Raw genomic sequence first — 22,401 nt, 5'->3', positions numbered from 1 at the left:
GCGAGATAAGCTCAATGTGACAGATCGTATCGGAATCAGCACTTGAAAGGACGGCACTGGCCGCGTGATCTGGCGGGCGCTATACAGGCCGCACATTCCCGCGCATGGAGGCACCGATGTCACTCCGCATCGCCCTGGCCCTGTTGCCGCTGCTGCTCGCGACCCCGCACGCGCTATCCGCCTCACCCTCGAAGATCGAACACCTGGCCTGGCTGGCCGGTTGCTGGCAGCTTGATGGGCAGCCACCCGGTGCCGGCGAGCAATGGACCAGCCTGGCTGGAAACACCCTGTTCGGCAGCAGCCGCAGCCTGCGTGACGGGCGAACCGTCGGCTTTGAGTTCATGCAACTGCGTCAGCACGATGATGGGCGCCTGGTGCTGACTACCCTGCCCTCTGGCCAGAACGCCACGGACTTCGTTGCCACCCGGGTCGATGCCAACGAGGCGGTCTTCGAGAATCCTGCCAACGACTTCCCACAACGTATCCGCTACCGGCGCCTCGACGACCAGCGCGCACATGCGCGCATCGAGATCGCGCAGGACAATCCGAAGCAGGCAATGGACTTTCCCATGCATCGCGTCGCCTGCGGTGCACCGACGCCCGCACCCTGACACGCAGACGCCCCGGACCGGCCGGGGCGCCTGCATGCGGTCAACGCCACACGGGCATTCACCCGGCCAGCGTGGTTTCCAGGGCCTTCAGGCCATCGCGATAGATGCCCTCGAACAGCGCGGACGCTTCTTCGTTGCTGACGCCCACCGGAGTGAACTCACCGGACCAGTCGATCCGCGAACCGTCGCCCTGCTCGACCACACGCAGGGTGGATCGATAGCCGCTGATCGGGAACGGGGCCTGCAGGATCGAGTAGGTGTAGCTGCGATCGGCCTGGTCGAAGGCTTCCAGGCGCTCGACGATGGCATCGCCATCGGGATTGGCCAGATGGCGCACGCGACCGCCTTCACTGAGCGTGCTCTGGGGAATGTACGGAAACCAGTCGGGCAATGAATCGAAGCCGCCGATGAGGTTCCAGACCTGGTCGGCCGGGGTCGGCACGGTGATGGATACAGAAGCAGTTACCATGGGAATGTCTCCTTCGGGACTCAGATGTTGTCGATCGGCAGCGGGGCGTTGGCCGCGACCAGGCCCTGGGCGCGCAGCGCCTGCCAGAACCCGGCCGGGATGATTTCCTTCAGTGCGGCGTAGTCTTCGGCGATGCGCTCGGGACGGCTGGCGCCCGGGATCACCGCAGCCACTGCCGGGTTGGCCAGCGAGAACTGCAACGCGGCCGCCTTGATGCTGATGCCGTACTCGTCCGCGATGGCCTTGATGCGCTCGACCTTGGCCAGGATCTCCGGCGACGCCTTCTGGTACTCGAAGTGGCTGCCACCGGCCAGCACGCCGGAGCTGTACGGACCGCCGACCACGACGCCGGTGTTGCGCTCGGCCGCCTTGGGCATCACCCGCTGCAGCGCACGCTCGTGGTCGAGCAGCGAGTAGCGGCCTGCCAGCAGGAAGCCATCCGGACGGGCTTCGTCCAGGTCCAGGGTCAGCTCGATCGGCTCGACACGGTTGACGCCCAGGCCCCAGGCCTTGATCACGCCCTCCTCGCGCAGGCGGGTCAGCACCTTGAAGGCGCCGCGGCGTGCGGTCTCGAAGTACGACAGCCACTCATCGCCGTAGAAGTCCTGTGCGATGTCGTGCACCCAGACGATATCCAGGCGATCGGTCTTCAGGCGCTTGAGGCTGTCGTCGATCGAACGCAGGGTGGCATCGGCCGAGTAATCGTTGACCAGCTTGTTGGGGCGGCCGGCGACGAACAGGCCGCCCTTCTCGCCAAGGTCGCGGGCGCTGGTGTCTTCCACTTCGTCCAGGATCAGGCGGCCGACCTTGGTGCTGAACACGAAGTCATCGCGGTTGCGCTTGGCCAGCGCGTCGCCAAGGCGGATCTCGGCCAGGCCTGCGCCATAGAACGGGGCGGTATCGAAGTAGCGGGTGCCCTGTTCCCAGGCCGCGTCCACCGTGGCCTGGGCCTCGGCTTCCGGGATGTCACGGAACATGTTGCCCAGCGGCGCGGTACCGAAGCCGAGGGTCTTGCCAGCCAGCAGCGTGTTGATGCTCATGGGTTCCCCCTTGGGGAGGTTGTTGAAGTTGAGGCACAGGCTAGGCTTGCCCGATAAGACTGTCCAAGACATAATTTAATTATCTTGAGTCCCGCAAGGTCTTATGCTCGATCTCCGCCAACTGCGCTACTTCGTGGCCGTCGCCGAAGATGAACACGTCGGCCGCGCTGCCGAGCGCCTTCACATCTCCCAATCCCCGCTCAGCCGGCAGATCGCCCAGCTGGAGGAACGGCTGGAACTGCAGCTGTTCGAACGCTCGCAGCAGCGCATCCGGCTGACCGCCGATGGCCGTACCTTCCTGGCCGAGGCGCGGGCCCTGCTGACCCATGCCAACCGGCTGGAATCGCTGGCGCGCCGGCTCGGCCGCGGCGACGAAGGCGGCCTGTGCATCGGCTATCTGGAGTACGCGATGCACTCCGGCGTATTGCCCACCGCCCTGCGCGAACTGCGCGGCGATCGCCCGGCGGTGCATATCGCGCTCTACAACCAGCAGTCGGACGTGCAGCTGGAAGGCCTGCGGCAACGCAGCCTGGACATCGCCCTGGTCTGCGAACCACCGGCGTTCGACGATCCGGACCTGGAGGCCACGCAGGTGCTGAACGACCCGATGCTGCTGGCCGTGCCGGCAGCGCACGCACTGGCCAGCGCAGAACTCATCACGCCCGCGGATCTGGCCAGCCAGCAGTGGATCGGCGTGATGCACAGGGAAAACGCACTGCGCCACGACACCTTCATCGCCGCGTGTGCGAAAGCCGGGTTCACCCCAACCATCGCCATGGAAGCGACCGAGCCACTGGCCGCGCTTGGCCTGGTTGCCGCCGGCCTGGGCCTGGCCACCGTCCAGCAGAGCCTGGATCACCAGGCGCCGGACGGCGTGGTGCTGCGCGAGCTGCCGTGGTTCAGCTACCGCACACCGCTGTGGGCGGCCTGGCACCGCATCAACCTGCGCCCCCTGGTCGAGACCTTCCGCAGGACGCTCGTGCGCACCGCCACCGAAGGCAAGCCGGCATTCGGCGACTGAGCCGACCGCGCTATGCCGGGCCTGCCTCGGTGTAGCGCATCACCATGAAACCCTCTTCTGCGGCCGGTGCAACGAAGTGGCGGGTGATCTGCTCGAATTCCTCATCGCTGGCCTGGAAGGGATGCTCGCCACATGCATTGCGTGCACGCAGCCGCGCCTTGCAGACCTCGTCGGCGATATCGAGGAAGTGCAGTTGATGCGCGGCGCCCACTGGCGAGAACACCTCACGTGCCCACCCGCGGGTTGCGGGCGTGTTGAAGGGGAAATCGAGCACCACCGAGACGCCGGCCTGCAGCAGCGCACGCAGATGATCGGTCAGCACGCTGCGCAGCGTGGTTGCGCGCTGCAGATAATCGGCGACGGAGTGGATTTCGCCCGGGTGCAGCGTAGCCAACCAGGCATCTTCGCTGATCAATACGTGGCGAGGCTTGGCCGCCAGCTGTTGCGACAACGTCGATTTTCCTGCGCCGATCTTGCCGCACAGCAGGTGCAGGGTTGCGCCGCCATCGGCGGATGAAGGGTGTTGCATCTGCGATCTCCTCGGTGGATTCCAGTTCCCGGGAGAGCGCTGCATGCAATCCGCCTTCCCGGGCGGGTTGCAGGGCCGTGACGACCGCGCGCTACCCCGCCTTCCCTTGGGGAATGCGGATAATCGACGCGGTGACGTGCGGAGCCATGCCACCAGCGTAGAGCGCCGCCTGTACGGCCCGCAATCCCCTGCGGCAGTGCAGCGCGCGCAACATTCCGCTGGCATCTATGCTCGGCGCCATTCCCGCATGGAATGACCACGATGCGCCCCTTGCTTCGATGTGCCCTCGCCCTTGGCCTGCTGCATGCTTCGACGGCATCGCTGGCAGCACCAACCACGGCACCACGCACGCTCAGCGGCGAGCTGCAGGGCGCCCCCTGGCGGCTGGATATACCGGCAGACTGGAACGGCGACCTGGTGATGCTTGCCCATGGCTATGAGCCCGTGGGCGTGCCACGCACCACGCCAATGGCCGCCGGTGACAGCACCGCAGCACTGCTGGGCGCGGGCTACGCCGTCGCGCAGAGCGCGTATTCCAGCCAAGGCTGGGCGGTGGCCGAGGCGATCACCGACATGGAACACCTGCGACAGCATGCCCTGGGTGAACTCAAGCGCGTGCGACACACCTGGATGCTGGGCTTCTCGATGGGTGGTGCCGTAACCATTGGCAGCCTCGAGCGTTTCCCGCAGCACTATGCCGGTGGTGTGTCGCTGTGCGGCGCCAATCTCAGTGGCGAACAGATCGCGGCCGACCTGCTGACCACACTGGTCGCGTTCGATTATTTCTTCCCCAAGGCTGAGGGGCTGCCGGTCACCGGGTTGGCGTCGCGCGAAGCAGCCATGCTGGCCCAGAGCGAGCTTTACCAGGGCATCGCCACCGCGCTGCAACGCGACCCGGCGCATGCCGCGTTGCTGGCGCAGCGGCTGCAGGTTTCCCCCGATGAAGTGGCCGGCACGATCAGCCTGCACGCCCTGGTCCTGCACGAGCTGGCCACACGCAGCGGTGGCATGCCGGTCGGCAACAGGGGCACGGTCTACAGCGGCTTCGGCGATGACGCCGCATTCAACGCCGGGGTGCGGCGCATCGATGCTGTACCTGCCGCGCAGGCCAGGGTGCGCGCGACGCTGGCGCTGACCGGCGCACTGCAGCGCCCGCTGGTGATCCAGTTCAACCACAACGACCCGACCATCGTGCCGCACATGCAGACGGTGTATCCGCAGTTGGCCGCACACGCCGGTGCGCGGCCAGCGCCACGGGTACTGCCATCGGTGGGCGAAGGACATTGTGGCTTCTCTGAAGCACAGGTTGTCGATGCCTTGAAGACAGTGCAACGCTGAGTCCATCGCGTAGCGAAACGTGTCCGCCAGGCTGGCAACGCTTACGGTGCAGGGACCCGCGCAGCATGTGTCGCCTCCCCTCGATCCGACCGCGCACCTGTTCGGCATGCCCGAAGGCGAGTGGCTGGGCTTCGACATGTCGGTGCCGTTTGGCCACCCCGGTGTCGGCCGACCAGCACAGTGCCGTTCGATGCGCGCGGTCAGATCGGCGCGCTCGGCCAGGTCTTGGCCGTGCGCCCGTAGCCGCAGCAGGCGGGGATCAGCCGCCCAGCGTGCCCATCGTGAAGGTGTAGCCCGAGCTCATCAGGAATTCGCGCATGCGCATTTCCGCGCGCCGCGGTGAGGCCAGGTTGGCCGGCGCATACAGGGCGTACACCAGGCCCGATCCCTCGATATGCTCGCGGCGGACCTCGCAGCGGGCGGTTTCCGAGGCTATCACCCATCCGTCCTTCAGCCGCTCCGGCCCGATGGATTGCCCGTTCTTCAACCGAAAGGTCAGCCAACGCACATCTGCCATGATTTTGCTCATTTCCGATTCGCTCCGTGCCCGAAGCGACCCGTGATGTCCTTGCTCGCCATTGCAGCTCCCTGAGACGTGGAACTCGACCATAACGCCTTGCCATGTCGCGGGTGGCTGAGACTGGCCGCGCCGCTCAGGTCGCCAGGTTGAAGAGCCGCCACAACGCCTCGCGCCCGGGTGGCGTCAGCCGCAGTTCGCGCCGGCCCTCGACGCGCCGCAGCCAATCGTTGTTCACGAAACTGTCCAGCATCGCCTCACCGACCAGCCCTGCCAGGTGTGGCCGCCGTTCGGTGCAGTCCAGGCAGCCACGGCAGTAGCGCGCCGGCTTGGCCGCCACCGGCTGCTGCAGGAGCTCGCGCAACGGCAGGCCCAGTCCGGCAAGGAATGCGGCGCCTCCAGCGCTGATCTGCCAATGCCCTTCGCATGGCAGTACATGCCCCGCCTGCAGCAGGCGATCGGTGATGGCGACCGCGTGCACGCCGGCCAGGTGCCGATAGCAGGAACGCGCCTCGCGCAGTGCAGGCATGCTGCGCGCGGCCGCAGCGGTACAGGAAGGGGTACGGTCGGCCACGCGCAGGATGCCTTCGAGCATCTCTGCCACCTCGCTTGATGCCAGCCGGTGGTAGCGATGACGCCCCTGCGCCACCGCCACCAGCAGGTCACCCTCGACCAGCCTGCGCAGGTGCGTGCTCGCCGTCTGCGGCGTTACCCCGGCCACGCGCGCCAGCTCCATCGCGGTGTAAGCCCGTCCATCCATCAACTGCAGCAGCATGGCGGCACGCGCCTGGTCCCCGACCAGGGCACCGACACTGACAAGGGAACCGGAGGTGTGGACCATGCCCCATTGTGGCATGCCGTCATCTGCCAACAGTTCGATGCAGGCCGAAGCGTCAGCAGCCGACTGCGCGGCACAGTGCTCGCCCGCAACCGCGAGACCTGCCGTGAAGACCGCTTCGATCCATCGCCGCCGCATCACCCCTTCGGTCCTGTACCCAGGTACGCCCGTGCTGCTGATGACCACGTTGAATGACGATGGCAGCAGCAACATCAGCCCGCTTTCTTCGTTCTGGGCGCTGGGCAACCGGGTAGTGCTGGGTCTCGGTACGCAGGGCCAGGGCTATCGCAACCTGCAACTGCGCAACGAGTGCGTGCTGAACTTCCCCTCATCCGCGCAGGCCGCACAGGTCGAGGCGATCGCGCGGGCAACCGGCTGTAACCCGGTGCCGACCGCCAAGCAGGCGATGGGCTACGTGCACGTGCGCGACAAGTTCGCACTGGGCGGATTCACTGCCGCCGTGTCGACGCATGTTGCTCCGATGGCCATTGCCGAGTGCCCGCTGCAGGTGGAGGCCACCGTCATGGCGATGCATCCACCCGGCGAGGATGATGGCCAGGGCTTCGTGATCGTCGAAGGCCGCATCCGCTGCGTGCATGCGCACGAAGACATCACCGTGCACGGCACCCAGCACATCGATGTGACGCGCTGGAAACCGCTGATCTACCTGTTCCGGCACTACCTGGGCGTGAGCGCGCCGGTTGGGCGGAACTTCCGTGCGGAGACACCCATGCGCCTTCCCGCCTAGCGGGAACGACTCATGGCGTACCCGCGGGTACGTTGCTGAACTTGTCGCGCACCGAGCGCTCGCGTTCACGCCGGGTCGAGGCGCACCGTTCGCGCGCACTCGCCATCTGTGTATCCGCCGCCATCCGCTCGGCACTCAACGATTGCTGCAGGCTGGCAATCTGCGTACGGATGCCCGAGTCACGGGTTGCGCCGGCCAGGTTGTTGCTCGACGCGGCCATCTGCCGGTTCAACTCGGCGATCTGCCGACCGATCTGCTGGCTGCGCGACTCCAGCGGACCGTAGATGCGCGAGCGCTCGCCCTGCACGCAGTTGCGCTCGGCGATACCGGCGTCGGCCAGTTCGGTGTTCTGGTACACCGCCGCGCGGTTCGATGCCTCCCCCGCCGTTTCCGTGGAGGAACGGCTGGAACGCAGCTTCATGGGTTCAGCGCCGGCAGCACAGGGATTCTGGCTGTATACCGTTTCACCGGAAGCGCCCTTGCACTTGTAGACCTGGGCCGATGCCAGCGGGAAACACCCCAGCAGCATCATCGCCATCACTACCTTCCCCTTCATCCTGCACCGCTCCCTGGTTCATTGGACAACCGCCACGATACGGTGGTTTGGTGGTGACTGCACGCTGGCGCCGTTCAGACCGTTTCGCCCTGCAGATCGAGCAAGGCCGTGGTCCAGCGGCGCGCTCCCAGCGTGGCCACCATGCCGCCGCGGTAGACGAACCTGCGTACGTGGCCGTCTTCAATGAAGCAGGTCTCGTTCTGCATCGGCACATAGCCCACAGAGGCATAGTGCCGATGATCCAGGGCGAACAGCACGGCGAAATCGATACCGTGCCGGCACAGCTCTGCATGGGCCGCTTCGATCAACCGCGAGGCAACGCCCTGCCGGCGAACGTCGGCACGCACCACCACGCCGCCAATCAAGCCCATGCGTTCCGGCTCGCCGTCCAGCAGTACGTTGCGTTCGTACAGCGCGAGATGTGCGACAACGTGATCACCTCCCATCGCCAGGACCAGAGCGACCGGCCCCGGGATGGCGTAGCCCTCGCCCTGCATGTCCGGGAAAGCCTGGCGAAGCAGATCCACCGCCTGCTGACGGTGTTGCGGCGCTACGCTTTGCCAGCGGCATACCTGAACGTGCATTGCCCCATCTTCGTCGAATGAATGTGTGTCCAGGCCCATCGTGCCACGGAAACATGACCGGGCTCGCAGTAACGTTTCACTGTCAGTGCAATGTGATCCAGTACGAGACGATATCCGTGTAGATGCCCTCGCGCTTGACTGCGCGCGGCTCCCTGCCGAGTACGCTGAAACCCAGCGATTCATACAGCCCGCGCGCAGCAGCATTGTCCTCCAGCACCGTGAGGGTGAGCGATTCAATGCCCTCAGCGCGCGCAGATGCAAACGCAGCAAGAAGAAGCTGGCGGGCGATACCCTGGCCACGGTGGCCGGTGCCCACATGGACACTGTGCACTTCCGCCGTATGCCGTCGCGCCATCCGCATCGGGCGTACGTAGCGCAGGAAGCCCGCAAGCTTGCCGTCGATGAAAGCGCCGAAGTAACGCGTCCCGGGATCAGCAAGCTGGGCGCGCATCACGTCTGCTGTCTCATTCTGCGCCTCGGCCAGCGTGGACAGGAACGCAGCGGGCGACTCGCGAAGCGCCTGCACCCGCGCCTGCCAGAGAATGTCGGCGTCGTCAGCACCAAGTTGCCGGATGACCATGCGACACACCCGCGAGGTTGTTGATGCACAGGTGCCCAGCCTAGCGCGGGTTCGCCTGATGCGGCGTGCATGCAAGAATGAAAACCGTCCCTCCTTCATTCACCGCCATGACTGAACTGCAGATTCCCCGCGTTGGATGCGGCGCCGTCGTCCGTGATGCCGACGGCCGCATCCTGCTGATCCAGCGCGGACGCGATCCGGAGCGCGGGTATTGGGGCCTGCCTGGCGGCAAAGTCGACTGGATGGAAACGGTGGAGGCTGCCGTGGTCCGCGAAGTCCGCGAGGAGACCGCCTTGGAAGTGCAGCTGCTGCGCCTGCTGTGCGTGGCCGATCATTTCGAGCCGGCGCTTGTGCAGCACTGGGTCGCGCCCATCTACGAGGCACGGGCACTTGCGGGTGCCGAGGCTTCCATCCAGGAGCCGGGCGTGCAGACCGGGCTGGGCTGGTTCGCGCGGGATGCTCTGCCCCAGCCGCTGACCCAGGCCACGGTGCAGGCGCTGGCCCGGTTGTAGCGGGTATCGATCCGGGCGCGGGCCGGCATCCAGCCAAACAAAAAAGCCCTGACCGAAGTCAGGGCTTTTCAATTGGAGGCCTCAAGCGGAATCGAACCGCTGTAAACGGATTTGCAATCCGGTGCATAGCCACTCTGCCATGAGGCCAACGTACTGCGCGCCAGGAACTGGGCCCTGACAAGACAAAACCCCATGATGGGGCCTGTCGGAACATGGAGCGGGAAACGAGACTCGAACTCGCGACCTCAACCTTGGCAAGGTTGCGCTCTACCAACTGAGCTATTCCCGCGTAAGCCGACATGCTACCGGAAATCCGGAAAACACACCAGCGATTTCACCTTTCTGACTGCGCGCAAAGCCTTGTGGCCCAACGTGCCCCGCCTTGCCGTGGCGGGAGAAAAACAAGGCCCCTGCCGGGGCCCTGTAGAATCTGGAGCGGGAAACGAGACTCGAACTCGCGACCTCAACCTTGGCAAGGTTGCGCTCTACCAACTGAGCTATTCCCGCAGATTCCGTTCGACCTGCGTCGAAGGAGCGCTATTGTGTCCAAATTCCTTCACGCCGTCAACAGTCTTCACATCATGCGGTCACGGACGTCCGCAGTGGGGTACGCTGCCCCGCCCGGCCCCGTTCGCCCATGCTCCTTCGCGGCACGCCTCTGTTGATCGCCCTGCTGCTGCATCTGCTGGTGGCCCTGCTGTACTGGGCGCTGATGCCGATGGGAATGAACTGGTATCGCGACCATTTCGGCTTTGCTTCACATCGTGACATCGGCCTGGGCATCGCCCAGTTCTATCTGTTCTGGATGTTCATTGGCGCCCAGCCGCTGATCGCGGTGCTGCGGCCACTGTTTGCCAAGCTGCTGGTGCTGGCGATTCCCCTGGCGTTCGCGAGTTGGACACTGATGCACAACCATCCGCTGCGCCTGCTGTACTTCACCCTCGGGCCCGGCCTGCTGGCACTGGCCGCGATCGCCATTTCCGCGTGGTATGCATCACGCAACCGCCTGCCTGCCGCCACGGACACCGCCGATGCCTAGACGCTACGTCCGCCTATTCTGGTTGCTGGTTGCGTTGACCTGGCTGGCGCTGATCGCCGCACTGGTCAATGCCGGCTTCACCCCAGACTACTGGCTGCTGCATCACCTGGAAGGCGCCGAGTCGCCCTACCCGACCAGCACTGTCATCGTGTTCGCGTTGCTGGGCACCGTCGAACTGGTGGTGGCCGCCTTGATCGTGCGGCCGTGGCGACTGAAACGACTGTGGCTGCGCCTGCTGATCGCCTTCGCCCTGCTGCTGGCATGGTCGGTGCCGTGGATGCTGTCAGCCATGCACCAGCCGCCGGTACACGGCATGCATCTGCTGTGGTTGTTGCTGCTGGACGTGGGACTGCTGCTGGCGCTGTGCATGGTGTCGGCGGTGAGCGCATGGCGGGCGCTCAGGCGTCGAGGGCGCGCGGATGCGCCCCCGCCGCAGCACTAGGCTTACTTCCGGAACTCCACCCGCACATGCTGGCCGAAGCGCGCCTTGGCCTCGCCATCGAACTCCAGCACGCACTCCACCACCTTGGCCACGCCACGCCCAGCGTCTTCAGGCAGGCGTGCCTGTGCGAACACCGGGCTGATGCGTACCACGCGTGCGGGCGGCAGCGTGCTGGTGTTTTCGGCGCCATCGCTGTCCGGAACGACGGTAGCCTTCATGCCGACCTGCACGGCATCGGCGTAGGCCGCGCTGAGTTCGGCACGTACCTGCAGCGGGCGCGCGGGCAGCAGGGAGATTGCCGGCTTGCCGGCCTGCACGAATGCGCCAACGCCCGGCACCTGGCCGACCACGGTGCCAGCTTCCGGCGCGCTCAGCGACATCTGCTGCAGTTTCAGCCTGGCGTGTTCCAGCTTGTGCTGGGCCAGGTCGACCTGCGCACTGGCCACGTCGACATCGGCGCGCACACCCGCCAGCTGCTGCTTGGCCGCATCGGCCTGCTGATTGGACGACACGCCCTCGCTGGCGCCCGTGGACAGGCGGGTAACGTTGCGCTCCAGTTCGCGCAGCTGCGCCTGGCTGCCCTTCAGGCGATCATTGGCCAGGGCGAGATCGGCGCTGGCCATCGCCACCTCCTGCTGCAGCAAGGCACCATCCAGCGACAGCAGCAGCTGCCCCTTCTTCACCGTGGCGCCTTCCTTCACCGGCGCGGCAGTGATCGAGCCGTCCACCGGCGGTGCCAGCGCGATCAGGCCACCCTCGACATCGATGATGCCGCGTGCCACCGCAACCTTGCCGGCGGCGGTTGCACCGGCCTTGCCCGAAGGCGACTGTGCAGGCGCAGGCGCGTCCCTGGAACAGGCGCCGAGCAGCAGTGCCGCGGACAGGGCCAGGCTGAGGGGGAGCAGGTGCGACGTCTTGGTCATGGGGCGGACTCTACAGTTTCGTTCTGGCGGCGGTCATCACGGACCATGCCGTCTTCCATGGCGATCACCCGATCGGCATGCCGGATCAGGCGCGGATCGTGGCTCACGCACAGCACGGTGGCGCCATGCGCACGTGCGTAGCGATGCAGGATGTCGATCACGCGCTGGCCGTTCTCGGCGTCCAGCGCGCTGGTGGGTTCGTCTGCGAAGATCAGCGTCGGCGACTTGGCGAAGGCGCGGGCAACGGCCACACGCTGCTTCTCGCCGCCGGACAGCTGCGCCGGGCGCATGTGGCTGCGGTGGCTGAGGCCCACTTCTTCCAGCGCCTTGCGCGCCAGCGGTTCGCTTTCGCGATTGCGCATGCCGCGGTAGCCCAGCGGCAGCTGCACCTGCTCCAGCGCAGTCAGTGCCGGGAACAGATTGAAGCCCTGGAACACGAAACCGACATGGTGCAGGCGGAAGCGCTCCACCTCGCTTCGGGTCATGTGCCCCACGTCCTGGCCAAGTGCGTGCACGCGGCCACCATCGGGCGCGGACAGGCCGGACAGCAGCGACAACAGCGTGCTCTTGCCGCAACCCGACGGGCCCGATACCAGGGTCAGCTCGCCAGGATAGATGTCCAGCGACAGGCCACGTAGCACCGGCACCTGCACGTCGCCGGACAGGAAGCCCTTTTCAAGTGCATCGGCCCGCAGGGTCGGGGCGACGGCGCGTGTGGAAGTCATCGGCCGGTCCTCAACGCAGCAGCAACGATGGATCGGAGCGGACGACACTGCGCACCGCCATGATGCTGGAGAGCATGGCCATCACCGCAACCAGCGCCACGCAGCCGAGGATCACCATCGGTGTCAGCTGCACCGGCACGCGCTGGGTCTGCGCGATCAACAGCACCACGGTGCTGAAGGCCGCCGCCAGCAACATGCCCACGCCACCGATCAGCAACGCCTGCTCGAACACCACCCGTGCCAGCGCATAGCGGCCTGCACCGAGTGCATTGAGCGTGGCGTACTCGCGAACCGAGCCAGCCACCACCGACGCGAACGACTGGTTGGTGATCACCGCGCCGACGAAGCAGACGATGACGGCCATGAACAACACCGCGATGCCGGCGCCGGTATCGAACAGCCAATACTGCTGCGAGCGGCTGGCGAACTCCGGCGCGGTCCAGAACTCGACCGGCGTGGCCCGGCCCATCGACGCGGACAAGCGGTCACGCACACGATCGGCCAGGTCCGGCGAGCGCAGGCCCGCCACGAAGTAGGTACTGCCCTCGTGTGGGTCGGTACCGGCGATGGCGCGCGCGGTATCCAGCGAAGCCAGTACGTTGACACCACCAAGGCCACGCAGGCCCGGCTGCGCGGCAACCACGCGCACGGCCTTGCCATTGATCCAGGCGCGGTTGTTCTGCAGGTCCACGCCCAGCGTATCCAGGTCGGCGCTGTCGACGATCACCGCACCCGGTTCGCGCAGCTGTGCACGCAGGTCGGCAGGCAGGATGCGCGCGAACATCATTGCATCGTCGCGGGTGGAGATGCCGGACAGATACACCGACACGTTGCCGGTACCCTGCGCGCTGGAGCGCCATTCGCCATCCACCCACTCGTAAGGTTCGACGCGGGTGACATCCGGATCCATGCGCAGGTGGCTTTCCACATCGGCGCTGATCGCGTGGCCGTAGTTGACGCTCTGGGTGCCGGGGAAACCGGCCCAGATATCGGCCGAAGATGCCTTCACATAGATCGCGGCGGTACCGAAGATGCCCAGCACCAGCGCCGCCTGCACGATCAGCAGCACGCCGGCGAAGCACATCGCCAGCACCACCGGCAGGAACCGGCGCCACTCATAGGCCAGGGTCTTGCGGGCCAGCGCGATCATTGCGGTTCGCCCTCAGCCTCGACCGGCAGCGGTGCGCCACCAAGGGCGCGGTACAGCGACGCAAAAGCCAGCACGCGCGCGCCCTGCGCAGCGATCAGATCCGCCTGCGAAGCGAGCGCGGCACGTTGCGTGTCCAGCCCATCGAACTCGCTGGACAGGCCCAGCTGCACCTGCCGCACCTGGCGCTTGACCTGCTGGTTGGCGGCATCATTGGCCGCACGCAGCGATTGGATGCTGCTGTCCTGGCGCGCCAGGCTGCCCAGCGCGCCTTCCACTTCGCTCACGCCTTCCAGCACGGCCTTGCGATACCCGAGCAGCGCGGCGTCCAGTTGCTTCTCATCGGCATGGAAACGCGCACGGCGTTGGCCCCAGTCCCACAGCGGAATATCGACGTATGGACCGATCGACGGACTGGAGTCGGAATTGGAGCGCGCGTTCTGGGTGAGGTTGTAGGCATACAGAATGGAGCCGCCGAGGCTGATCCGCGGGTACATCGCGGCGCGCGCCGAGCCCTTGCTGGCGGCGGCCTGCATCACCTCCGATTCGGCCAGCAGGATCTGCGGACGATGGCGCAACAGGTCCGCTGGGACCTGCTGCAACGAGAACGTGCCCAGCGTCGGCGGCGTTCGGTACGCACGCCAGGTCGGATCCGGGCCATCGCGACCCAGCAGCAATGCCAGGGCGCGGGCCGCGTTGTCGGCGTTTTCCCGGGCCTGTGCCGTGGCGGCGCGGGTGGCGGCCTGGCGTGCACGCAGGCGATCCAGTTCGCCCGGCTCATCCAGGCGAAGTCGCTGGCGGACCCGCGCCAGTTGTTCGCCGCGGTCGTCCACGGCCTGCTGGCGCATCAGCAGATCCTGCTGGGCCTGCGCCACGGTCAGGTCCAGATAGCTGCGCACCACGTCGGCAATCACCGCTACCTGCGCGGCATTGCGTAGCGCCTCGGCATTGCCGGCCGAGGCCTGCGCGCTCAGCTGCGCACTCTCGGCGGCGCCGAACAGGCCCAGGTCCCAGATCGCTTCAATGCCGGCATGGAAGTAGGTATCGACAGCGGCGGCGTCCTGCACCTGCTTGGCGCTGGCGGAGATTTCCGGCAGGAAACGCGAGTCGGACGTGCCAGCGACGATCCGAACGGCCTGCAGGCGCAAGGTGGCCTGCTGCAGGTCGAGATTGCCGGCGACCGCCTGATCGACCAGGCCATCCAGCGCCGGGTCGGCCAGCACCTTCCACCACTGCCTGGCGTCCACCGCCACGCCCTGGCCCTGCGGTACCTGGGTCCAGGCGCTGGGTGTGCGATCAGGCAGGTCCGGGACGGGCACCGACATGCAGCCGGCCAAGGCCAGGGTTGCCAAAAACGCACCGGGGCGCAGCACTGCCTGCAGGGAGAGTCCGCGCCCTGTCCTGGGCACTGCCACTGAAGTGATACGCCTGACCACCAGCCCGCCAACGTGTAGAAGGAGCATGAAGGCTACCGTGCGATTGTGGAGCGAACATGGAGAAATGGTCCGAAAAAGGTCACAGCACGCGTGCGGTTCAGGCAACGATGGCGTTGGCCTTTCGCCAGCCTTTCACTGCATGCGACGCACGGAACGCTGGTGCGACATCCGGGCCATTGCGTCTTCTTGCCAACTTCCCCGAGCCCCGCCCCTGCGGTCATCCCCACGACCGATACGCCCCGCCATTCCGATTGCAACACTAACGCTGGAATCGTCCCGCCAGGCCGTCGATATCACGCCCGCCATGACGATGCCATGGCGCGACTGTAGCGCCCCGTGCCGCCAACGTCATGACAAACGAAAAACGCCCCCTTTCGGGAGCGTTCTTCTTGAATCTGGAGCGGGAAACGAGACTCGAACTCGCGACCTCAACCTTGGCAAGGTTGCGCTCTACCAACTGAGCTATTCCCGCAGATTTCGTTCGACCTGCGTCGAAGGAGCGCTATTGTGTCGATATTGCTGCACAGCGTCAACAGGAATTTTCGCCTGCATTGCGGGGAGGCGTTCAGGCCCCCAGGACCGATACCTCAGGTTCGCAGGCCACGGCGGTGGAAGTAGACCTGCTCGGCGATGCGCCGCGTGGCCGCCGTGTGCAGCAGTGCATTGAGCGGCCAGTCCGCCTGCAGATGGTCCATCGCCCAGCGCAGCAGGCGCTTGCCATGGAATGCCGGCGCCACCCGCCGCGCCACCCGTTCCGCTTCCGGCCCTTGCCCACGCAGATGGCGGGCAATCGCCTCGCCGACCGCCCAGCCGTGCCGCCACGAGGAGTGGATGCCCCCGGCGGACAGCGGCGAGACGATGCCCGCCGCGTCGCCGGTCAGGATCAGCCGCTGGCCGGTGATCGGCCCATCCGGCCGGCCGCAGGGGACCAAGCCGGCGCGGGTGGCCGAGGAACGCGCCGAAGGCGGAATGTCGACCACATCGCGCACGTGGTCGAGGAAGCCATCGATATCCGGCGGCCGCACCTGTTGCGGGTCATGACGCAGCGCCAATCCCACCTGCAGCCCGGTCGGATTCTGTGCGACCCAGCCGATGTAGCCCGGTGCGTAGTGCTTGCTGACGAAGCAATGCAGCGCGTCGCCCTGCGGCAAATGCAGGCCGGCGAACTCACGCTCGACGCCGTAGAGGTTGTCACGCACCTGGCCAAGTCCGGTGCGATGTGCCACGCGTGAGCGTGCGCCATCAGCACCAACCAGATAGGCGCATCGCCCTGCCCCATCCACCTGCCAGCCGTCACCACTGCGATGGGCATCGGTGAAAGACCGTTGCAGGCGCAGGTCGACACTATTCGCGCGCAGCTCGCTGGCCAGCCAGCGCATCAGGTTCGGCGTATCGGTGGTGAGGAAGTAATAGCCCGGCGCGGCCAGCAACACGTTGCGCAGGTTCGGCGCATACAGGCGCACGTTGGCGACGCGCTGCACCAGATGCTCGGGCATGCGCCCCAACCAGGTCTGCTCCATCGCTTCTTTCACCACGATGCCGGTGGTGTGCAGGCGCTCGCCGGGGTCGGCCTTGCGTTCCAGCACGCAGACGCGCAGACCGTACTGGGCGGCAGCCAATGCGCAGGCGGCACCGGCGAAACTGGCGCCGACGATGACCACGTCGTGGTCGTAGGCGGGGGAAGTGTGAGGCATTGCGGCATCGCCGTGGAGCGTCGGAGATGCAGCTTCGAACTGCCGCGTGGTGAGGCGAAGGAGTGGCGGTGAAGTGAGGATGAAGCGTGGAACACGCAAACGAAAAACGCCCCCTTGCGGGAGCGTTTTTCTTGAATCTGGAGCGGGAAACGAGACTCGAACTCGCGACCTCAACCTTGGCAAGGTTGCGCTCTACCAACTGAGCTATTCCCGCTTGGGAGGCGAAATTTTACCTATTCCAAGGATGGCGTCAAGCGCTTTTTTCAGGGTCTGCCGAGGCACCTGGCACCGCGTATCCACGCATGGCGTGGATCTACTGCAGCGTCTCCGCAAACTGATGGATCCGCCCCCTCCTTGGATGCGGCATTTCCAGTAGATCCACGCCATGCGTGGATGGCAGCAACCGTGGGGTCAGAGCCCTTTCCTGCGGAAAGGGATCCGACCCCGGGCTCAGTTGCCCAGCTTCTTCTGCCGCGCACGCTCGCGCGCAGCGCGCTCGTCATCGCGCAGGCTCGGCCAGGCGGCGTGCAGGTACTGCAGGCCCGACCACAGGGTCAGCACCGCGGCAATGGCCAGGGTCCAGTCGCCGATATGGAACACCGGCCAGCCCATCCAGATGTCTTCCACCGGCACGTTCGGGGCCACCGAGTACAGCAGGCACAGCAACGCGACCATCTGCGCGGTGGTCTTGATCTTGCCGATCATCGCCACGCGCACCTTCGCACGCTGGCCCAGCTCGGCCATCCATTCGCGCAGCGCCGATACCGCGATCTCACGGCCGACGATGACCGCCGCCCAGAACGCCATCCACGGCGTCGGATGGCCCTGCACGATCAGGAACAGTGCCACTGCCACCATCAGCTTGTCCGCGACCGGGTCGAGGAAGGCACCGAAGGCCGACTCCAGCTGGTAACGGCGTGCGATCCAGCCATCGAGCCAGTCGGTGATCGCGGCCAGGCCGAAGATCGCCGCCGAAGCGAAGTTGGTCCAGGTGTAGGGCAGGTAGAACACCAGCACCAGCACCGGGATCATCACGATCCGCAACAACGTCAGCCAGGTGGGCAGGGTCAACTTCATGCTTGCGTGCTTCTCTCTCTACTCGGCCGCATCAGGCGTGGCCAACCCGTGCAGGTTAGCGTAGATACGTGCCGCGAGGGCGTCATTGATGCCTTCCACCTTGGCGATTTCCGCTTCGCCAGCGGCTTTCAGGCCCACCAGGCCGCCGAAATGCTTGAGCAGGCTGGCGCGGCGGCGCGGCCCGATGCCGGGGATATCCTCCAGCTTGCTGGTCATCCGCGCCTTCTGGCGGCGCCCCCTGTGGCCGGTGATGGCAAAGCGATGCGCCTCGTCGCGCACCTGCTGGATGAACTGCAGCGCCGGGTTGGCCGCGCCCGGGCGCAGCTCGCGGCCATCGGGCATCACCAGCGCTTCGTGGCCGGCGCGGCGCTCCACGCCTTTGGCCACGCCCACCAGCAGCACGCCTTCCACGCCCAGGTCGGCCAGCGCGGCCTGCGCCTGCGCCAGCTGACCGGCACCACCGTCGATCAGCAGTACGTCCGGCAGCACGCCCTGCTCATCCACCGCACGGCGGAAGCGCCGATCGATGGCCTGGCGCATCGCAGCGTAGTCGTCGCCCGGCTCGATGCCGCTGATGTTGAAGCGGCGGTACTGCGCGCGTACCGGACCGGCGGCGTCGAACACCACGCACGAGGCCACGGTAGCCTCGCCAAGCGTATGGCTGATATCGAAGCACTCGACCCGCTTGACCGGCTCGGCCAGGCCCAGCATCTCGCGCAGTGCATCGCTGCGCGCGTGCTGCGCATTGCGGCTGTTGAGTTCGGTGGTCAGGGTCAGCTGCGCGTTGCGGCTGGCCAGTTCCACGTAGCCGGCGCGCTCGCCGCGCACGTTCCACTTCAGCTGCACCTTGCGCTCGGCCGAGGCCGACAACGCGGCGACCAGCAGGTCGGCATCGGGGATCTCGCGGTCCAGCAGGATCTCGCGCGGTGGCTCGAATTCGATGTAGTACTGCGAGACAAACGCGGCCAGCACTTCCTCCGGGCTTTCTTCACCATTGGTGCGCGGAAAGAACGGGCGGGTGCCGAGGTTGCGGCCATCACGGAAGGCCAGCAGCAGTACGCAGGCCTGCGAGCCCTGCATGGCCACCGCCAGCACGTCCAGGTCGGCAGCACGGCCATCCACGTACTGGCGGGTCTGCATGCTGCGCAGCGAGGAAATCAGGTCACGCAGGCGCGCGGCCTGCTCGAATTCCAGTGCCTCGCTGGCGGCCTGCATCTGCTCGCCCAGCTCGCGGGTCAGTTCGTCGCTCTTGCCTTCCAGGAACAATGCAGCGCGACGCACCGATTCGGCGTACTCGGCAGGCGCCACCAGCTCCACGCAGGGCGCGCTGCAACGCCCGATCTGGTACTGCAGGCACGGTCGCGAACGGTTGCGGAACACGCTGTCCTCGCAGCTGCGCAGCTTGAACAGCTTGTGCATCAGGTTCAGCGTTTCGCGCACCGCAGTGACGCCGGGATACGGCCCGAAGTAGCGGCCGGGAATGGCGCGCGGGCCGCGGTGCAGGGCGATGCGCGGCCAGTCCTCGCGGGTCAGCAGCACATGCGGATAGGTCTTGTCGTCGCGCAGTGAGACGTTGTAACGCGGCGACAGCGACTTGATCAGCTGGTTTTCCAGCAGCAGCGCCTCGGCTTCCGAGCGCGTCACCGTCACGTCCATGCGCACGATCTGCGAGATCATCGACATGATCCGCGCATTCTTCGGACTGCCGTTGAAATAGCTGCCGACTCGGTTGCGCAGCGCACGCGCCTTGCCGACATACAGCAGGGTGTCGTCGGCCGCGTACATGCGGTACACACCGGGGGCGGTACTGAGCTGGGCCGCGAAGGCCTTGCCGTCGAAGGCCGGGGCGGGAACGTCGGTCATTCGCTGATCGGCACTTCGCTGAGCACGCCGCTTTCGGGGTCGAATCGCAGTATGGCGTGGGCGTCGGTCTCGGCGATCCACACCGCACCGGCACCCACGGCCAACCCGGCCGGGCCGTGCAGGCGGCGCGGCAGCGGCTGGGTGGTCAGTTCGCCACCGCCCAGGCGCAGCGTGCGCAGGCGGCCATTGCCGGTATCGGCAATCCATAGCAGCGGCGCATCCGGACTCAGCGCGATCGCCTGTGGGAACTGCAGGCTGGCCTGCGCGCGCGGGCCATCTTCGTCACCGAAACGCCAGGGGCCCTGCCCGACCAGCGTCTGCACCAGATCCCCGCGCAGCTGCAGTGCACGGATCGAGGAGCCCAGCGCATCGGCCACGTACAGCACCTGCTGCACCACGGCCAGCGCGGTCGGTTGGGCAAAGGCAGCCAGATGGCCGCTGCCGTCACGCTCGTCGATGGCACCGCTGCCGGCGCGCCACTGCAGGCTGCGCTGACCCAGGTGGTAGCTCCAGATGCGGTTGTCGCCGGCCATGGCGATGTGCAGCTGGTTATCGGCGATGGCGAGGCCGACCGGGTGGTCCAGCGAGACCTGCCGCGCCTGTGCTACCGGGCCCTCCACCGGCGCACCGGGGCGGCCATTGCCGCACAGCGTGTCGACGATGCCGGTCAGCAGGTTGATGCGGCGCACGGCATGGTTGCCGGTGTCGGCCACGTACAGCGCGTCGCGCTCAAGCACCAGCGCCTGCGGGCGATGGAACGCCGCTTCGGCGAGGTTGCCGTCCATGAAATCGGCCGTCCCCAACCCGAACTGGCGCAGGATGCGGCCGCCGTGGCTGCATTCGAGGATGCGGTGATGGCCACTGTCGGCGACGTACAGGCGTTCGGTGCTGACCGCCAGGCCCAGCGGAAAACGCAGGGCCTGCCGCGGCTCCGGATGCAGCTCGGTACCGCCGCGCGGCGGTGCCGACGGCGCACCGTGGCACAGCGCATTCAACGCACGCTCAAGCTCTCCCGGAGCCCCCAGCCCGACCAGCCGCTGCTGCTCGCGACCCTGCGCGTCCAGCAGCACCACGGTCGGCCACGATGTGATGCCGAAGCGACGCCAGCCATCCCAGTCGGCATCGAGCAGGACCGGCATTGACAGCCCTTGGCGGCGCAGCAGTTTGAGTGCGGCGCCGGCGTCACGCTCGAAATCGAAGCGGGGTACCTGCAGGACCAGCGGCTGCAGCATGCCAGGGTGACGCGACAGCCATTGACTGAATTCGGCCAGGCGCTGCGCGCTCCAGGCAGAAGCGGCGTTGACGAACAACAGGGCCACCGGCCGACCGCGCAGTTCGGTCAGGGTACAGGGAGCGGCATTGAGCCAGGTGGCGAACTCGGGCAGGTCCGGGACGGGCTGGACGTTCATGGCCCGATTATGCCGGAGTCGGCGTCATGCAACAGTCGTGCCACTGCACGTTTTGCAGCATTGTCGACCAGCGTCCAGACCTGTTCAAAGTGATCGCTGCCGCCGGTGTAGGGATCCGGGATGGCCGCCTGCCCCTCCCCGCCCGACCAGGGCAGGTACAGCGCCAGCCGCTCACGCTGGGCGGGTGCCACCAAGCGTCCCGCGTCCCGCAGGTTCGCCTCGTCGGCGCACAGGATCCAGTCGAAGCGGTCGAAATCAGCGGCGTGCAGCTGGCGCGCACGCAGGCCGCCGATGTCCACGCCGTGCCCGGCCGCGCAGGCGATCGCACGCCGGTCCGGCGGCTCGCCCACATGCCAGTCACCGGTGCCGGCCGAATCCACCTGCACGCGCCCCGCCAGTGGCGAAGCGTCCAGGCGTGCGCGGAGCGCGCCTTCGGCCATCGGCGAACGGCAGATGTTGCCGAGGCAGACGACCAGCAGCTTCATCGGGCAGCCAGCGTCTGCAGCAGTGCTTCGGCGCGCTCCAGGTCCTCGGGCGTGTCGATGCCCGCCGGGAACGGTTCAGGCGAGATCGCCACGCTGATCGGGTAGCCGGCCTCGAGCACGCGCAGCTGCTCCAGCGATTCGACCTGCTCCAGCCGGCCCGGGGGCATCGCCGCGAACTGCTGCAGGAAACCGGCGCGGTAGCCGTAGATGCCGATGTGGCGCAGCCAGGCATGCCCTTCCGGCAGCACGTCGCGGCTGCGCGCGAAGCCATCGCGGTGCCAGGCAATCGGCGCGCGGCTGAAGTACATCGCCTCGTTGCGCACGTTGCGCACCAGCTTGACCACGTTCGGATCGAACAGGGTTTCTGCATCCTCCACGGCGGTCGCCAGCGTCGACATCGGCGCATTGCCTTCAACCAGCGCCTGGGCCACCGCACGGATTCCCGCAGCCGGCGCGAACGGTTCATCACCCTGCAGGTTGACCACTACGGTGTCGTCGGCCCAGCCGGCGATGCGCGCGCACTCGGCCAGGCGGTCGGTACCGGAGGCATGCGAGGTGGCGGTCATGGCCACCTTCACCTCGGCCAGCCCGGACAGCGCGTCGGCAATGCGTTGATCGTCGGTAGCGACCCAGACCTCGCCAGCGCCGGCCCGCAGCGCGCGGCGCGCCACGTGCAGCACCAGCGGCTCACCGCCCAGCAGGCGCAGCGGCTTGCCCGGCAGCCGCGAGGCGGCATAGCGGGCCGGAATGGCGACGACGAATTCGGTCATGGGGCAATACTCGGCAGGCTCGTTACAACGGGGATGCGGCCGGCGGCA

Annotated in this window: 25 protein-coding genes and 5 tRNA genes; 7 read left to right on the top strand and 23 right to left on the bottom strand. The window is 66.8% G+C overall.

The window, feature by feature from the left end; translation table 11 throughout:
- The first annotated feature begins 116 nt into the window (after positions 1-116).
- Positions 117-611: a DUF6265 family protein gene (locus AC5P68_RS06900; protein ID WP_414497680.1), complete on the top strand. Its 495-nt coding sequence runs from the start codon at positions 117-119 to the stop codon at positions 609-611.
- A 58-nt stretch (positions 612-669) separates the two neighbouring features.
- Here the strand turns inward: AC5P68_RS06900 and AC5P68_RS06895 are convergent, their stop codons facing one another.
- Together AC5P68_RS06895 and AC5P68_RS06890 are read right to left on the bottom strand one after the other, a co-directional pair.
- A complete protein-coding gene (locus AC5P68_RS06895) occupies positions 670-1,080 on the bottom strand; it encodes an SRPBCC family protein (protein ID WP_414497679.1) in 411 nt (136 codons plus the stop codon).
- A gap of 20 nt (positions 1,081-1,100) precedes the next feature.
- On the bottom strand, positions 1,101-2,120 hold the full coding sequence (locus tag AC5P68_RS06890; protein ID WP_414497678.1) for an aldo/keto reductase: 1,020 nt from the start codon (positions 2,118-2,120) through the stop codon (positions 1,101-1,103).
- Positions 2,121-2,223: 103 nt separating this feature from the next.
- On the opposite strand from AC5P68_RS06890, the gene AC5P68_RS06885 reads away from it, so the two are divergent.
- Complete coding sequence (locus AC5P68_RS06885; protein ID WP_043034345.1) at positions 2,224-3,141, top strand: LysR family transcriptional regulator; 918 nt, start codon at positions 2,224-2,226, stop codon at positions 3,139-3,141.
- Positions 3,142-3,151: 10 nt separating this feature from the next.
- Here AC5P68_RS06885 and AC5P68_RS06880 read toward each other — a convergent pair whose 3' ends face one another.
- Complete coding sequence (locus AC5P68_RS06880; protein ID WP_111108375.1) at positions 3,152-3,670, bottom strand: P-loop nucleotide/nucleoside kinase family protein; 519 nt, start codon at positions 3,668-3,670, stop codon at positions 3,152-3,154.
- A gap of 261 nt (positions 3,671-3,931) precedes the next feature.
- Between AC5P68_RS06880 and AC5P68_RS06875 the strand changes: the two genes are divergently transcribed.
- Positions 3,932-5,008 (top strand): alpha/beta hydrolase family protein, encoded by a 1,077-nt coding sequence (locus AC5P68_RS06875; protein WP_212560339.1) that lies wholly within the window; start codon positions 3,932-3,934, stop codon positions 5,006-5,008.
- Positions 5,009-5,267: 259 nt separating this feature from the next.
- On the opposite strand, the gene AC5P68_RS06870 is transcribed toward AC5P68_RS06875, so the two are convergent.
- Both AC5P68_RS06870 and AC5P68_RS06865 read right to left on the bottom strand, forming a co-directional pair.
- On the bottom strand, positions 5,268-5,537 hold the full coding sequence (locus AC5P68_RS06870; protein ID WP_005408911.1) for a hypothetical protein: 270 nt from the start codon (positions 5,535-5,537) through the stop codon (positions 5,268-5,270).
- A gap of 124 nt (positions 5,538-5,661) precedes the next feature.
- Complete coding sequence (locus AC5P68_RS06865; protein WP_033834661.1) at positions 5,662-6,366, bottom strand: ArsR/SmtB family transcription factor; 705 nt, start codon at positions 6,364-6,366, stop codon at positions 5,662-5,664.
- Positions 6,367-6,469: 103 nt separating this feature from the next.
- On the opposite strand from AC5P68_RS06865, the gene AC5P68_RS06860 reads away from it, so the two are divergent.
- On the top strand, positions 6,470-7,111 hold the full coding sequence (locus AC5P68_RS06860; protein WP_033834660.1) for a flavin reductase family protein: 642 nt from the start codon (positions 6,470-6,472) through the stop codon (positions 7,109-7,111).
- A 10-nt stretch (positions 7,112-7,121) separates the two neighbouring features.
- Here the strand turns inward: AC5P68_RS06860 and AC5P68_RS06855 are convergent, their stop codons facing one another.
- The 3 genes from AC5P68_RS06855 to AC5P68_RS06845 all read right to left on the bottom strand — a co-directional run bounded on the left by AC5P68_RS06855 (position 7,122) and on the right by AC5P68_RS06845 (position 8,831).
- A complete protein-coding gene (locus AC5P68_RS06855; RefSeq protein WP_033834659.1) occupies positions 7,122-7,667 on the bottom strand; it encodes a DUF4124 domain-containing protein in 546 nt (181 codons plus the stop codon).
- 74 nt (positions 7,668-7,741) lie between these two features.
- Positions 7,742-8,290, bottom strand: a complete 549-nt coding sequence (locus AC5P68_RS06850; RefSeq protein WP_049452811.1) for a GNAT family N-acetyltransferase — start codon at positions 8,288-8,290, stop codon at positions 7,742-7,744.
- Between the two features lie 43 nt (positions 8,291-8,333).
- The gene (locus AC5P68_RS06845; protein ID WP_414497677.1) at positions 8,334-8,831 is read right to left on the bottom strand and encodes a GNAT family N-acetyltransferase; all 498 of its coding nucleotides are present in this window, start codon (positions 8,829-8,831) and stop codon (positions 8,334-8,336) included.
- Between the two features lie 107 nt (positions 8,832-8,938).
- On the opposite strand from AC5P68_RS06845, the gene AC5P68_RS06840 reads away from it, so the two are divergent.
- Positions 8,939-9,343, top strand: coding sequence for an NUDIX hydrolase (locus AC5P68_RS06840; RefSeq protein ID WP_053451721.1), 405 nt, complete (start codon positions 8,939-8,941; stop codon positions 9,341-9,343).
- A gap of 73 nt (positions 9,344-9,416) precedes the next feature.
- Here AC5P68_RS06840 and AC5P68_RS06835 read toward each other — a convergent pair.
- The 3 genes from AC5P68_RS06835 to AC5P68_RS06825 all read right to left on the bottom strand — a co-directional run bounded on the left by AC5P68_RS06835 (position 9,417) and on the right by AC5P68_RS06825 (position 9,850).
- A tRNA-Cys gene (locus AC5P68_RS06835) sits at positions 9,417-9,490 on the bottom strand.
- 66 nt (positions 9,491-9,556) lie between these two features.
- Positions 9,557-9,632 (bottom strand) — tRNA-Gly (locus tag AC5P68_RS06830).
- Positions 9,633-9,774: 142 nt separating this feature from the next.
- A tRNA-Gly gene (locus AC5P68_RS06825) sits at positions 9,775-9,850 on the bottom strand.
- A 130-nt stretch (positions 9,851-9,980) separates the two neighbouring features.
- Here AC5P68_RS06825 and AC5P68_RS06820 point away from each other — a divergent pair.
- Both AC5P68_RS06820 and AC5P68_RS06815 read left to right on the top strand, forming a co-directional pair.
- Positions 9,981-10,382 (top strand): hypothetical protein, encoded by a 402-nt coding sequence (locus AC5P68_RS06820; protein ID WP_012479693.1) that lies wholly within the window; start codon positions 9,981-9,983, stop codon positions 10,380-10,382.
- Positions 10,375-10,824, top strand: a complete 450-nt coding sequence (locus AC5P68_RS06815; RefSeq protein WP_033833853.1) for a hypothetical protein — start codon at positions 10,375-10,377, stop codon at positions 10,822-10,824. Before AC5P68_RS06820 ends, AC5P68_RS06815 begins: the two co-directional genes overlap by 8 nt.
- A 2-nt stretch (positions 10,825-10,826) precedes the next feature.
- Here the strand turns inward: AC5P68_RS06815 and AC5P68_RS06810 are convergent, their stop codons facing one another.
- From AC5P68_RS06810 to kdsB, 12 genes are all read right to left on the bottom strand, one after another.
- Positions 10,827-11,747 carry an HlyD family secretion protein gene (locus AC5P68_RS06810; protein ID WP_049452179.1) on the bottom strand — a complete coding sequence of 307 codons (921 nt, stop codon included), beginning with the start codon at positions 11,745-11,747 and terminating at the stop codon, positions 10,827-10,829.
- Positions 11,744-12,472 (bottom strand): ABC transporter ATP-binding protein, encoded by a 729-nt coding sequence (locus AC5P68_RS06805; protein WP_005408900.1) that lies wholly within the window; start codon positions 12,470-12,472, stop codon positions 11,744-11,746. The genes AC5P68_RS06810 and AC5P68_RS06805 overlap by 4 nt, the downstream gene beginning before the upstream one ends.
- Before the next feature lie 10 nt (positions 12,473-12,482).
- The gene (locus AC5P68_RS06800; protein WP_033835993.1) at positions 12,483-13,622 is read right to left on the bottom strand and encodes an ABC transporter permease; all 1,140 of its coding nucleotides are present in this window, start codon (positions 13,620-13,622) and stop codon (positions 12,483-12,485) included.
- Entirely contained in the window at positions 13,619-15,082 is a 1,464-nt protein-coding gene (locus AC5P68_RS06795) for a TolC family protein (protein ID WP_414497676.1), read from the bottom strand. Before AC5P68_RS06795 ends, AC5P68_RS06800 begins: the two co-directional genes overlap by 4 nt.
- A gap of 369 nt (positions 15,083-15,451) precedes the next feature.
- Positions 15,452-15,527 (bottom strand) — tRNA-Gly (locus AC5P68_RS06790).
- 115 nt (positions 15,528-15,642) lie between these two features.
- Entirely contained in the window at positions 15,643-16,749 is a 1,107-nt protein-coding gene (locus AC5P68_RS06785) for an NAD(P)/FAD-dependent oxidoreductase (RefSeq protein WP_049432174.1), read from the bottom strand.
- Between the two features lie 138 nt (positions 16,750-16,887).
- Positions 16,888-16,963 (bottom strand) — tRNA-Gly (locus tag AC5P68_RS06780).
- Between the two features lie 236 nt (positions 16,964-17,199).
- On the bottom strand, positions 17,200-17,826 hold the full coding sequence (gene pgsA / locus AC5P68_RS06775) for a CDP-diacylglycerol--glycerol-3-phosphate 3-phosphatidyltransferase (RefSeq protein ID WP_005412825.1): 627 nt from the start codon (positions 17,824-17,826) through the stop codon (positions 17,200-17,202).
- Positions 17,827-17,844: 18 nt separating this feature from the next.
- Positions 17,845-19,689, bottom strand: coding sequence for an excinuclease ABC subunit UvrC (uvrC, locus tag AC5P68_RS06770; protein WP_231522167.1), 1,845 nt, complete (start codon positions 19,687-19,689; stop codon positions 17,845-17,847).
- Entirely contained in the window at positions 19,686-21,098 is a 1,413-nt protein-coding gene (locus AC5P68_RS06765; RefSeq protein ID WP_049430352.1) for a nhl repeat protein, read from the bottom strand. Before AC5P68_RS06765 ends, uvrC begins: the two co-directional genes overlap by 4 nt.
- Positions 21,095-21,583 carry a low molecular weight protein-tyrosine-phosphatase gene (locus tag AC5P68_RS06760; RefSeq protein ID WP_005408877.1) on the bottom strand — a complete coding sequence of 163 codons (489 nt, stop codon included), beginning with the start codon at positions 21,581-21,583 and terminating at the stop codon, positions 21,095-21,097. The genes AC5P68_RS06765 and AC5P68_RS06760 overlap by 4 nt, the downstream gene beginning before the upstream one ends.
- Positions 21,580-22,353, bottom strand: a complete 774-nt coding sequence (gene kdsB / locus AC5P68_RS06755) for a 3-deoxy-manno-octulosonate cytidylyltransferase (protein ID WP_414497675.1) — start codon at positions 22,351-22,353, stop codon at positions 21,580-21,582. The genes AC5P68_RS06760 and kdsB overlap by 4 nt, the downstream gene beginning before the upstream one ends.
- Positions 22,354-22,401: the final 48 nt, after the last annotated feature.

This window comes from Stenotrophomonas sp. YJH_SMC_58 (genome assembly GCF_059369635.1).
This window is presented reverse-complemented; position numbering and strand designations above follow the sequence as displayed.